The sequence below is a fragment of the Aquimarina aggregata genome, from assembly GCF_001632745.1.
Classification (GTDB): Bacteria; Bacteroidota; Bacteroidia; order Flavobacteriales; family Flavobacteriaceae; genus Aquimarina; species Aquimarina aggregata.
Window position 1 is genome coordinate 99934 of record NZ_LQRT01000024.1, and the last position, 13602, is coordinate 113535.

Genomic DNA, 13602 nt, shown 5'->3' on the forward strand with positions numbered 1-13602 from the left:
AATTTTTTAATATGTAAATGAGCATATGTACTTTTATTGTTTTTAGGATGTAAGTTGTGTTGTTCTGGAGATCATGCAAACTGCAGAAATTATCGAAAAAACACTCATTGTTGTAGTTCCTTTTAATTATGTAAAAGGAACGATTACTGTATAAAATGACACGAATACAGAAGCAGTTTTTACGTATTTAATTTTCAGAAACCTGTTCTAATACTCTTTCTGCTTGAGCTATATGTCTCTGATTATGGTAGATAACTACTCTAAACGTATCACCCAACTTTAATTTGATCCATTTAGAAATTGAAATTGAAGTTTTTGTTGTATTCAAATTCACATTTTTGGCAAGACTTAATGCATCAATTAATAGATGTTGTTGTTGTATAAACTTAGATAGTACATCTGGATGTAATACACTACCCAAAGGATTCATAGAAACAAAGGTTTTCATGGTATTTAATTTCTCTTTAGGAAGCATGATATTAGCAAAATAGTTTCCTAATCCACTACTTTTGAATCGATCAACACTAGTACTTTTAGAATGTTTAATTTTTTCTTCAATTTCTGGAATATAGAAATCACCATACCTGTTTAAATGTTCAACACACTCTAAAATACTCCAACTTTTTTGATCTTTTTTCCAGTTTAAAGTTTCTAGAGGTAATTGCTTAAGTTGTTCTGCTTTATTAATATGCTCTCGTGTTCTTTCGATTAAATCTTGTATTAATTCTACTGATGAAATATTCATTGTTTTTATTACAAAAATCAGAATACAAAGAGTATAAAATCTTGATTCAAATTAAGATTTTTTAATTCGTGATAATGTTTCTGGAGTCATCCTTAGGTATGACGCTATGTACTTATTAGGTATTTCCTGAAAGAGTTGCGGACTTCTTTGTAAGACTCTTTTATATCGTTCTAGAGGTGATGTGGTGAGTATATCTCTTTCTCTTTCCATTTGTTGTAATACAAAATTTTCTAAAATTTGATTCCATAATTTAATGTTTTCAGGAGATGAGGTAATAAAATTTAGATACTCGGTTTTGTAGATAACTTTTAAAGTAGTTTTTTTTAATGCCTGAATATAAAAATCCGAAGGTTGTTCATTCAGAAATGAATCTAGAGATGCGATTAAATTGTTTTTGTAGCCAAACCTAATGGTGTGTTCTTCAAATTCGTCAAGAACAAAAATTCTTAAACTTCCGCTTTGTACTAAATATATGTTTGTATCAATACTACCCTTTACCTTTAAATATTCATTTCTATCCAATGTTATTTCTTTATTCCACAAATTGTGGTGACTTATTTTTTCTATTAAGACAGAAATTGGATTCATGATTTAGATTGTAAAAATTATACTTTGATAAATATACATGAACCATTAGAACAGTTATATGCGTTTTTAAAAAAGGTGAATTGATGTATACCCTGTCTATTTCTTTAATTGAGAATTAATAGCAATGAAGTTATTGATATAATTTTTAATTTCTAAAGGAATATCCTCTTTAAGTTCATCAAATACAAATGTTTTTGACGTACCATTAATTCTTAAGTTAATAAAATAGTCAAAATCAGAGATTATTTGACTGCCAATTTCAAACTCATAGGATAATAAAATATCAGGTATTTGTAGTAATGGTTTAGCTAAATCGAACTGATCCATGGCTAACGATTGATTTTGAAATGTAGTGTTTTCCCAATCTCCATAAATTGTGTTGCTATTGGCGTCACCATACACTCCTTGCGCTGTTAATAAATATAGGTTTCGGCAATCCCCAACGCATGCCCCATATATTTCTCCAAATATGATGCTATCGGTAGGAATTATATCTTGACTATCATCGGCTCTGTTACAACTATATATTAATACAATTACTAAAATAAGCAGGCTAAAATTTTTCATTTTGTTAAGGGTATTTTTTTGTAGATGAATAAGGGATAGAAAGGTTGCATTTGTCTGTGTTAATTAACAGGTTTATTTTCCCTGAAACATAACAATTAGTAAATTTAGGAATGATTTAAAACAAAAACAGCCATATTCAAATACTTGAATATGGCTGTTTTTAAATGCTAGTGTGTGTTATTGATGTATAATCTTTTCAACGACACTAAAACTTCCTTTTTCGTCGGCAGCACTTACCATATAGAAACCTTTAGGGTAGCGCGTCATATCAATAGTTAGTTTAGATTCTCCAACATTAAGTTGTATACTTTGGTTATATACTGTTTTTCCAGTCACATCTGTCATTATAACATTGACGTTGCTTTTTGCTAGTGTATTAAATGCAATGGATAACTTTTCGTTAGCAGGGTTAGGATACATGGCTATAGCTATTTCTTCTAGACCAAAATCTTTTTCCATTAATTCACTTTCAAAAGCGGTAGGCGTACCTATAAATGTTGTTGCATTTTTTGTTGAAAAACGCTTACCATTTTCTAAACAAACAATAGCATCAAGGTCATAGCCGTCGGCAAACCAAGGAAATATGTTTTTATCACTAGTATCGACCACTTTAATATATTTGGCAGATCTTAAATTACCTGTAGCTAAGTCAAATTCTCCATCCTGACAAGTAGTCCCCAGAGATACAAATTCAACACCATCTTGTGATGCGAACACCTCTGCAGATTCTGGAAAATAATGACAAGGAATGTTATCAAAGAAGCCTGTAGATTCGAATACAGCGAACTCATTTGTATCTGCATTGTCAAAGATTTCATTAGTAAGTTCTATAGTGATAGATCCACCAAATCCTAAGCTCACAAAATTAAAATACCTTCTTTCTCTTGGGTTTCCTAGAGCTTTTTGCGGATAACTTCTAAATCTTGAGATTCTACGACCATCTCGTCTACGACCTTGATCAAACGAAACGACAGTACCACCGGCGCATTCATTGTCTACAAATTCAGGTTCTAATAAGAATCGAGCAGAAACAGGTAAATGATCAGATGCGGTAAATGCATAATCATTATCATACACATCATAATGCACAGTGACAGAATTTTCGATATAAGCTTCATTAAGGTCATTTGTAATGGCAATATGATCAATCATATTTTCTCTAGAAATAAAAGAGCGTAAACCTGCATCACTTAGTGCCGAAGAAACAATATTATAATTAGCATTATCATCAACATATTCCTGGAAACTAGAAATAGTTGAGGTAATGTCGGCAACAGTCTCATCAACATCATCATTATAATCCCCTAACAAAATTACTTTGTTATTTGCAAAATTAGCGTCTAATGAATCTTTTAACACCTCAACATCATATTTACGCATATCATAACGGTTTTGCGCACCATTACCACTATTTGCTCTGGCGTGCAAAGCAATAAGGTCGATACGTTCTGTTACTCCATTAATTGTTACATCTGCAGTCATTAAGAAAGGTAATCTTCCACTTGCATAAAAACGAGAAGTTTCACTTGGATAATTTATTAGAGCAGAATCATCACCTCCATTATATAACGGGTGTATTGATTGTAACATTGCTCTTGTCTTAACCACAGAAACAGTTTGTGTATTATAGATAAAACCTACTTTTTGAAAAGGAGGTGTACCTCCCGGATTAGAAACGGCATCAGACAAGATATAATCATATCCTGGTAATAAACCTACTAACTCGTCAAACAAAGCATCATCTGCGATCTCTTCTACAGCATATACATCTGCATTTAGTGTTCTTAATACGGCAGCAGTACTATCTCTTTGTATGGCATCAGACATTGGATTTTGACCTACAGGAGAGTTGTTTTCGTCTCCAAACCACTCGATATTCCAAGTGACTACATCAAATGTATCTTCTTTAGGAAAACCAACAGTATCTCCAGGAGGTATAAATTCTACTGCACAAGGAATATCACTATCTTGTCTAGGTAATAACTGGAAAAACTCTCTAAAACGACCAACAACACCTGTAACTTCTGGACATGTAATTGGCTGTACTTTACCCACTACAGAAGCAACATTATTATCTACACGTAATTCTCCATTTCCACTTGCATCAGTAAGTGTAAAATTAGAGTTTCCAAATAATAGATCACCAGGATTTGGGAATGTAGTATTAAGTATTCTAACTAACTCACCAGGATGGTCGGCAAGTTCTGCTAATGTTATTTCTAAAGGAGCAATAGGGTTTTGTGGAAGCCCATTATTAATGACCTCTACAACACCATTGATTTGAACCTGATCATTAAAGTTATCTCTAACACCTGTTAAGGTAATAGAGTCTCCAACTTTTACATTAGGATTGTCATGTACTTGTTGATCAAAAACAGCAATTCCACCCGTTTCATCTTGTATAAATGCAGGACCATTAAAACTATCGGTAACGGTAAGTACTCCTGTAATAGTAACAGGAGTCCCGGCAGCAGCAGCTCTCGCTTCTGCTATGGTAATTGGTTCTCCGGGAACAACAATAACACCATCATTACTGGCTCCTGGAGTAGGAGCTTTTGCAACATATGTACTGGTGTTACGAGCACCCCCTTCGCCATTAGGAACTCGTTGCAAAGATTCAGCATCTTTGTTTCCGTTAGCATCTTCATTAACTTGTAGTTGACCAGCATTTAATAAAACTAATAATTCTGGGTCATCGCTATCATTAGTATCATAAACTATAGCATCAATGATATTATCAGTACTTACGGCAGTACCATTAGGAAAAGAAGTTGCGTCTCCAAAATAAAGCACTACAGCATCCGCTCCATTTTGAAACGAATTTCCTGGAACTACAAGATCTACATTAGCAACATCAGTATTACCAATAACAAAGTAACCCTCTGCATCTGTAGAAAACCCATCTAAATCAATAGCATTATAACTAGTATTATTGCTTCCGTTATAATTTACCAATACAAAACCATCTAGAGAGGTATTTCCTGTTCCGCCATCATACAATTCTACAAACTCTAAAGCGTCAGAACCTTGCGTGTCTGCGTCGATTTCATTAATTATTAAATTTACTACTTCTGTAGCATTCGTATTTGCACTACCCGGAGTAGCAATTGCCTGTGTATAAGTAGAAGTGTTTCTTAATCCTCCAGAACCGTTTGGAAAACGTTGTAAAGAGTGAAAATCTTTATCTCCTTTTTCATCTTCGTTGACTTGTGGCTCGTTAGCATTTAATAGTGCTAACAGCTCAACATCATCGCTATCGTTTGTATCATAAACCATGGCATCGACAAGATTGTCAATAGTAACGGCCGAACCATTAGGAAAGTTTGATGCTTCTGTTTTATATAGGGCAACGGCATCTTGTCCATTTTGTAGTCCATTTCCAGGAAATGTGATCGATACATTAGGAACGTCTGTATTGCCAATCACGAAATATCCGTTAGTATTTGTAGTAAATCCAGTGAGATCATAAGTGGCATAACTTTGATTATTTGATCCATTATAAAATACTAGTATATGACCATCTAAAGAAGTATTTCCTGTTCCGCCATCATATAGCTCAACAAATTCTAAAACATCAGATCCATTAGTATCTGCATCTATTTCATTGATAACTAATACCGCATCTTCTCCGCCAACATCTTCAATGATTACATTTTCTCTGTTAGGTGTATTTACAGCTTCTCCTGGTTCTGCTGCTACTGCAGGAAAACTTGGTAAGCCACTTCCGTCGAAGTCATTTCTTGTCCAGTCGGATACTGCATCGGTATCTACTCCATTAGGAAACCTTGAGGCCCCACCCACAGTAAAGGTGCTACCATCAAAAGATTGCAATAATGTAGTTGTTGCATAATTAAAATCTGCGGCACCACCATCATTTACACCTATGTCATCAATGATCTCTTCCCAAGGTGTAGTATCTAGAGTACCATCATCATTTGTATCGAGGTCTTGTCCTAAAGTACCTGTAAAGTTTTTTACTAGAAGTAAAGCTACGCTTCCATTTTCATAGGTGTTTCCTGCAAAAGGAGTTGTATAATAACCGTTTACATCTGTTGTTCCTAATTGTATAACTTCATCTATAGTACCAGAAGCATTACTATCTCCTTCGATTTCTAATATCCAAAATGTACTTAAATCAGTATTTGCCGGTGCGATAACTTCAACAAATTCATCGGTGTCTGCTCCTGTATGATTAAATACAAACTCATTAATTAATGGCATTACTACTGGGTTGCCAAAAGTCTGATTTGTATTTACTGCACCATACGTATTAGTTGTAGTCGCTTCCCAAGCAAAATCTGCGGCAGTAGTACCTGCTCCCGATAATTGTAATGAGGCTCCTACAACTGTGCTGCTAGATTCTGATACCCCAATATCAACACTTGTTGTCCCAGATGCAGGTCCGTTAGTTGCAGTAATAGTACCTTCGTAACTTAAAAATTGAATAACAGTATCTGTGTTATCCACTAACGCGAGTCCATCAGGGGCTCCATTTTGTAATCCATTTGAAGGAAGTACTTCGATAACTGTTCCAAATCCGTCTTGTTGATCCGGAATGGTGCCAGAAAGTGATACGGTATTATAAACAGTACCATTAGAACCATTATATAATGCTATACTCCAACCGGTAAGGTCTGTTCCTGAAACTCCTGCTATTTCAACAGCTTCTTCGACATCTCCGCCAGCATTATCATAATGTATTTCGTTAATAAATGTAGTTTGAGAAAATCCATTTTGCATTGCTAGAAAAAAGCAGATAGCAAACGGAATTAAAAGTAATTTTAATTTCATGACTATTAATTTGAATGTGTGATTTTTTGCGTATCGCAAGGTATGGCATTAGAACCATTCAATCCTACTAGCAATGTTAAAAAAACATAAAGAAATGAATATTTATGACACGAGCCCTTTAATAATCAGTTATATAGGTAAATCAATAATGTTAAAATAAAAAGCTAATCTAGCTAAAGACCCAAAAACAAATAGGTGAAACACCTTATCAAAATCAGGTATTACTACCCAATTATTTGATTTATAGAGTTTTATATTTGAATAGGAACAATGAAATAAAATCAAAATAGATAGTAGGGTATTTTGATTTTATAATGTTTTAGGAATAAGACTTTGATTATAGCGAAAAAAAATCACAATGAGATTTATAGTAAAAATAAAATATTAATTAAAAAGGAGGTAGGACAAAATGAAAAAATTAGGGGATTATATTGGTTTTGTATTCTTATTGGCATGTATATTTTTTATGATATCATGTGAAAAACCAGACGGAGAAAAGGAGTTTATAAATACAAATGAGCCAGAAGGGTTTACAAATACTATAATAGATACTAAAATAGGTTTAGAAAAAGATCAAGATTTGAATGAAGAACAGCATTAAGTTAAAAATTAAACACCCTTTTTTCGAACTAGAGCTAGGTCATAATATTAATATTGTGGCCTTTTGTTTTATATAGGTTTTATTTAATTAGATAAAGAAAGTATACTATATATGGGTGAGATTGTGTTAATAGGATTGCTTATCTTAGAAATGAATATATAAGAACCAACTATATATTTCGTTTGCATATATAAGATCGTCTTTGATCTGTTTTCACTTTTAAAACCTAAATCTATGAAACTAAAAACGTTTATTTTCATAGCATGCTTACTATGCTATGTATGTACTACCGCCCAATGTAATGATGATGTAAAATCTGGAGAAGCCACTTTTTATGGTGGTGTTGCAGGCAGTTCCGGAGGAAATTGCTCATTGCCTGTAGCAGCCGATGATGTTAAGCATTGTGCATTAAACAATGCAGATTATGATAACAGTAATGGCTGTGGTGCCTGCCTTGAAGTAACAGGATCCAGAGGAAAAACAATTGTGAAAGTTGTAGACCGTTGTCCCGAATGTAAACCTGGAGATGTGGATTTAACCCAAGAAGCATTTTCAGAAGTTGCAAACCCAATAGATGGGCGAGTACCAATTACTTGGAAATTTGTTCCATGCCCATTGATGGCTAATGAAACAATCAAGGTAAATTTTAAATCAGGATCTTCAAAATACTGGACTGCAATACAATTTCGTGATCATAAATATGCTGTTTCCAAAATGGAATATTTAAAAGATAATGTCTGGATAAATGTAGAACGAAAGCTCTTCAATTTCTTTATTGAGCCAAAAGGAATAACATCTCCTATGAAACTAAGAATCACATCGGTTGTAGGAGAGCAGTTAATATTTGATGCTGTCGAGATCAATACAAATTCAGATTTTGACACAGCACAACAGTTTAGTGTTCCTGCAAATTGTGATGGAGACTCTCCTGGAGGAGATACATCAGGAAATCAACCGTTTAAAAATCATATTCTTCCAGGACAGGTACAGGCAGAGGATTTTGACAAAGGAGGACAAGGAGAAGGGTATAATGATAGTGATGTGGCAAATAGAGGAGGACAATATAGAAACGAAGGAGTTGACATTCAAACAACAGGAGATGCAGGTGGAGGTTTTAATGTGGGCTGGACCAATGTGGGAGAATGGCTCACGTATACCATTAACGCAGATCAGACAGGAACCTATAATTTTAAATTTAGGACGGCTTCTATTTTTACAACATCTTCTATACAGTTGATGATTGACGACAGTTATACATCATCCCCAATAGCCATTCCTAATACCAACAATTGGCAACAATATACCGATGTTATTCTTACAAATATTCCTTTGTCGAAAGGGAAACATAATATCAGATTAAATGTTATTACATCTGGTTTTAACCTAAACTATTGGTCTGCCTCTCTTGCACAAGGAAATAATCCTGCAACTACTTCTTCTAACGAATTAGAATCTGTAGCATTTATAGGAGAAACTAAAATGTACCCAAACCCTACATCTTCTAAAGTAACTTTACAGGGCTATACGGGCCCTTGGAAATTACAAAATATAGAAGGAAAAATTCTTTTAGAGGGAACAGGTAACACAATAGACTTATCATTATATACAAAAGGAAACTATTTTGTAAAAACCAATGACAAAACATATAGAGTCATTAAAAAATAAGTAGTGTATCAAAAATATAGGCATCTTTATTAAGATGCCTATATAAACTAGGGATAAGTCCTATTTAAAGACTAGAAGAACTTAGTATATGCTCTAAATTTCCCGGTATTATTAGGACGGAACCTCTTTACTTGACGTCTTTTAGTTCCTTTGTTATACCATTTTACATACCAAATTCCATTGGTGAAATCTACCTGGTATTCTAAAACATCATTACCATAAATCTGTAGTCTTGTTAGACCACAGATAACATTTGTCCAAGCCAAGGTATCATCCATCTTTTTCCATTTTCCTCCAAAAACAGAATTACGAATAAGCGTGTTCCATTTTTGACTGTCACAGAATTCAATTCTTGTGGCTGTAGAAGATACTGGAGCATCACAATATTTATTTCTAAATTGTGTAGCACCTACATCATAACAAGCAGCACTTTTGAGCGTATTAAACCCAGGTTCTAATACTATAAGTGGGTCTGTTTGATGAGTAGTACTTCTTCCCGAAGAAATAAGAGCATTATTAATTGCTGTATTAGCAATTGATTGCGGCACCTTTACATCGGGATTAGTTAAACTAACAAATACATCAAAAGGAGTGCTTTCTTCATTTTCTAAGATGACACTAGTTACATTACTTTCAAGTTCATTAAGCTTCTGCACAATAGCAATATTGTTATCTGCACCTACTTTAAAAAATTGAAATTCATGGCCGTCTTTCTGTATCTTAGCAACTAATGTTTGCTTAGGAACAGTTTGATCGAGTTCTTGTACAATAGCTTCTTCTGGAGCTATTTCTGTACTCTCTTCGCGATCACAGGATGTCAAGAATAGTACGCCTATGATGGGTAAAACATACAATAAATTTTTCATTTTAATATTGGTTTTAAGAGTGGTTGCTTATAAATTTTTATACAGATAATAAGCAATAGTCTGTGGGTTAGAGACTCACAGGAATGCACACTAGTATTGCATATAAAACACTTGTGTTTTAGCGCTAAATTTGTTTTATATTGCTGTTGTAGTATAAATACTGTAAGCTCTAAGGGTTTGTAAAATTTTACAGTACGAAACTAAGAATGTTGGAAATGTAGAATATCCTGAATCTTTGACTTTCAAAGTATTCGGACTTTTTAAGAGGTTTTATCCCCCCTGTTTAATAAGGAGTTTGTTTTTTTAATTTAGCTGCAATCTTATATAAACTGGAAAATGATCGCTATAGCCACCTGTATACTTTCCAGCAGCGTAGGTTCTAAAAGGTTTTCCTTTATAACGCCCTTTATAGATTTTTAAGAAATCATCATCAAATATTGATGCACTAGAAAAAGAGTGTTTTCCTTTCTCGTATTTATGAAAATTATGACTAAAGATAATTTGATCAAATAGATTCCACTGACTTCTATAATTTGTAGTACCTCTATATCTGGTAAGTAATTTTTCCATCGGGTTAAAAAGATCATTTTGCACTAAATGTGTATTAACACTTTCACTAGATGGGTCATCATTAAAGTCACCCATGATGATAATTTTAGCATTACTATTTTCTGCAGTGATTTTGCTAATTATTTCACGATTTTTTTCGGCAGCTGTAATGCGTTTGTATGATGTGCTTTCTGCTCCATCACGTCTCGAAGGCCAATGATTAACCAAAATATGAATTTCTTCATTATTTAAAATCCCAGTAACCCATAAAATATCACGAGTATAATCTCTTTCTCCTCTTTGACTATCAACTAACACAGGAATACTTTCTGAGTGTACAACCTCAAAATGCTCTTTTTGATATAGCAATCCAACATCGATACCCCGTTCGTCGGGAGAATCATAATGTACAATACCGTAGTTTTTGTTTTTTAAATGTTTTGAGCTAACCAGATCTTCTAATACTTTTTGATTTTCTACTTCGGCTACGCCAACCAAAATAGGAGACTTTCTAGCTTTAGAAAACCCAATATTTGAAATTACAGTTCCTAGTTTAAATATTTTATTTTCATAACGTTTACGATTCCATTGTTTTTCTGAGTCAGGTAAAAAATCTTCGTCTAACGTATTTGGATCATCTTGCGTATCAAATAGATTTTCCAAATTATAAAATGCAATGGTGTGGTAGTTCGTGTTTTTTTTACTAAAATAAGATTTGTTGGCCATGACATTTAATTTTATAAGAAACCCTTTATATTGTAAACTTCTGAGTATATAATTGTTGTACTTTTGTATATTACATCGGTTCTGATATATAAAACAATCAGAACGATGGCGCAATATAATAAATTAAGATATAGAAGATAAAGTAGCTAATGTTAGAGCACAAGGAAATAGCATACGAGAGAACGGTATTAATAGGAATTATTACTAAAAATCAAGATGAAGAAAAGCTAGATGAGTTTTTAGACGAGTTAGAGTTTCTTACATATACAGCAGGAGGAGAAGTTGTAAAACGATTTACTCAAAAAATGGACATGCCTAATTCTAAGACATTTATAGGATCAGGTAAGATGGAAGATGTTAGAGTTTATGTAGAGCAACATGATATTGGTACTGTTGTTTTTGATGATGAGCTAACGCCTGCACAGATGCGAAATATTGAACGTATTTTAAAAGCAAAAATTATTGATCGTACGAATCTGATTTTGGATATTTTTGCTCAGCGCGCTCAAACTAGCTATGCGCGCACACAGGTAGAATTAGCACAATATCAATATTTATTACCAAGACTTACCGGTTTATGGACTCACTTAGAGCGACAACGTGGTGGTATTGGAATGCGTGGACCTGGAGAAACAGAGATTGAAACAGATAGACGTATTGTAAGAGATCGTATTTCTTTATTAAAGAAAAAACTACTTACTATAGATAAACAAATGGCTACGCAAAGAGGTAATCGCGGAAAATTAGTTCGTGTAGCTTTAGTAGGGTATACAAATGTGGGTAAGTCTACGCTTATGAATGTGATTGCTAAAAGTAAAGTGTTTGCAGAAAATAAGCTTTTTGCCACTCTAGATACCACTGTGCGTAAAGTGGTAATTGGTAACCTTCCGTTTTTATTAAGTGATACAGTTGGATTTATTAGAAAATTACCTACGCAACTTGTAGAAAGTTTTAAAAGTACGTTAGATGAGGTTAGAGAAGCAGATTTATTATTGCATGTAGTTGATATTTCTCACCCTCAATTCGAGGATCATATCGAATCGGTAAATAAGATTTTAGGAGAAATCGATTGTAGAGACAAAGCTACTATTATGGTTTTTAATAAAATTGATACTTATGAACATGAAACTATCGATGCCGATGATTTGACTACAGAAAGAACTAAAGCTCATTATACACTAGAGGAGTGGAAACAAACTTGGATGAGTAGAATAGGGGATAATGCTTTATTTATTTCTGCAATTCAAAAAGAGAATATAGAAGACTTTAGAAAGCGGGTATATAAAGAGGTGCGAGATATACATGTAACTCGATTTCCGTATAATAACTTCTTGTATCCTGAAATTGTAGAAGAATAAAAAGAGTTCTAAGCTAGAATTTATAATCTAATCCTATACCTAAAACCTGACGTATTTGGAATGCTCCGGTGGCGTTATCATCATAAATGCTTTGGAAAACAAAACTGCTTGATATATATCTGTTTACCTTAAGGTTCATATCAAGGGTATAGTCGATATCAACATTAGCAGGATCTTCTATATAATTCGAATATAAATTTAGAATGTTTTCAATAGTGAAGCTTTTACTAATAGGAAACTTGAGATTTGCTGCTAAAGCACCTCCAAACTCAAATCTAGTACTCTCCCCAGCATCAATACCAAAATAATCGCCATCAACATACCCTGGAACATTAGTAAATTCTTTATCTACGAATATCATACGTGAGGTTACAGGAGCAATATTAATCGTTAGATCATCTCTTTTTTTCCAAAGTAATCCAGGACCTGCTTGTACAAAAGCAGGAGAGAAAAAATGAGTTTCTTCTATTCGTATAGTCCTATCTGTATCAGGATCTACTTCAAATCTAAACCCTTTATCAAATTGTGATAAAAAATTAGCAAAAAATGAATAGTTCCATTTGCTTTCTCCGATACGTTGGCCTACTCGTGTATTAAAAATAAGGCGATCATTAGTTTTTCTGGCAAAGTCTTCATCTTTTAAAAAAGTGATACCATAATCAGTTTGAATTTTATTATCCCAAGTAAGGCTTTTCTTTTTATAATTAAATTCATAAATAACACCTGCATTTCCCGAAATATTTGAAGTCCCTCCTCCTTGCCAATCAAAATTAAATGAAGACTGGTTAAACAACAGTGAAAATTTACCTTTGGTTAACCATCCAACTTGCTCTTTTTTAACCTTTTTAGGAGTTATTTCTTTTAATTTTGCTTTGAGCACTATAATATTAAGCTCGTTTGTAGTGTTTTTTAAAACACTATCAAGAGCCCGTTTCAAATTTATTTGAATCGAATCTAATTGTTTTACTTTTTCTTGTTCCTGACCTACAGTTTTTCCTATAAAAAAAAGCAGAAAAAGAACCGAGGAAAACTTACTCATTTGATCTTTTTTTGCAAGGGTAAGCCACAAATATACGGGATACACATAGTTTTTCAAACAGTAGAACCGTTCAAATTGAATTATATTCGTATTAGATACAAACAATT

The 13602-nt window shown here is 33.4% G+C and carries 10 protein-coding genes; 3 read left to right on the forward strand and 7 right to left on the reverse strand.

The window, feature by feature from the left end; translation table 11 throughout:
* Positions 1 to 187: 187 nt before the first annotated feature.
* The 4 genes from AWE51_RS15685 to AWE51_RS15700 all read right to left on the reverse strand — a co-directional run bounded on the left by AWE51_RS15685 (position 188) and on the right by AWE51_RS15700 (position 6691).
* On the reverse strand, positions 188 to 745 hold the full coding sequence (locus AWE51_RS15685) for a DinB family protein (protein ID WP_198403838.1): 558 nt from the start codon (positions 743 to 745) through the stop codon (positions 188 to 190).
* 51 nt (positions 746 to 796) lie between these two features.
* Positions 797 to 1333 (reverse strand): Crp/Fnr family transcriptional regulator, encoded by a 537-nt coding sequence (locus tag AWE51_RS15690; protein ID WP_066315176.1) that lies wholly within the window; start codon positions 1331 to 1333, stop codon positions 797 to 799.
* A gap of 96 nt (positions 1334 to 1429) precedes the next feature.
* Positions 1430 to 1900, reverse strand: coding sequence for a hypothetical protein (locus AWE51_RS15695; protein WP_066315184.1), 471 nt, complete (start codon positions 1898 to 1900; stop codon positions 1430 to 1432).
* Between the two features lie 177 nt (positions 1901 to 2077).
* Positions 2078 to 6691, reverse strand: a complete 4614-nt coding sequence (locus tag AWE51_RS15700) for a T9SS type A sorting domain-containing protein (protein WP_082832472.1) — start codon at positions 6689 to 6691, stop codon at positions 2078 to 2080.
* 409 nt (positions 6692 to 7100) lie between these two features.
* On the opposite strand from AWE51_RS15700, the gene AWE51_RS15705 reads away from it, so the two are divergent.
* Both AWE51_RS15705 and AWE51_RS15710 read left to right on the forward strand, forming a co-directional pair.
* A complete protein-coding gene (locus tag AWE51_RS15705) occupies positions 7101 to 7292 on the forward strand; it encodes a hypothetical protein (RefSeq protein ID WP_066315186.1) in 192 nt (63 codons plus the stop codon).
* A 234-nt stretch (positions 7293 to 7526) separates the two neighbouring features.
* Positions 7527 to 8957: an expansin EXLX1 family cellulose-binding protein gene (locus AWE51_RS15710; RefSeq protein WP_066315188.1), complete on the forward strand. Its 1431-nt coding sequence runs from the start codon at positions 7527 to 7529 to the stop codon at positions 8955 to 8957.
* Positions 8958 to 9028: 71 nt separating this feature from the next.
* Here the strand turns inward: AWE51_RS15710 and AWE51_RS15715 are convergent, their stop codons facing one another.
* Positions 9029 to 9823, reverse strand: a complete 795-nt coding sequence (locus AWE51_RS15715; RefSeq protein ID WP_066315190.1) for a hypothetical protein — start codon at positions 9821 to 9823, stop codon at positions 9029 to 9031.
* Between the two features lie 303 nt (positions 9824 to 10126).
* Entirely contained in the window at positions 10127 to 11098 is a 972-nt protein-coding gene (locus tag AWE51_RS15720; protein WP_066315192.1) for an endonuclease/exonuclease/phosphatase family protein, read from the reverse strand.
* Between the two features lie 149 nt (positions 11099 to 11247).
* Between AWE51_RS15720 and hflX the strand changes: the two genes are divergently transcribed.
* Positions 11248 to 12456, forward strand: coding sequence for a GTPase HflX (gene hflX / locus AWE51_RS15725; protein WP_066315195.1), 1209 nt, complete (start codon positions 11248 to 11250; stop codon positions 12454 to 12456).
* A gap of 13 nt (positions 12457 to 12469) precedes the next feature.
* Here the strand turns inward: hflX and AWE51_RS15730 are convergent, their stop codons facing one another.
* Positions 12470 to 13495: a DUF3078 domain-containing protein gene (locus tag AWE51_RS15730; RefSeq protein ID WP_082832473.1), complete on the reverse strand. Its 1026-nt coding sequence runs from the start codon at positions 13493 to 13495 to the stop codon at positions 12470 to 12472.
* Between the last annotated feature and the right edge of the window lie 107 nt (positions 13496 to 13602).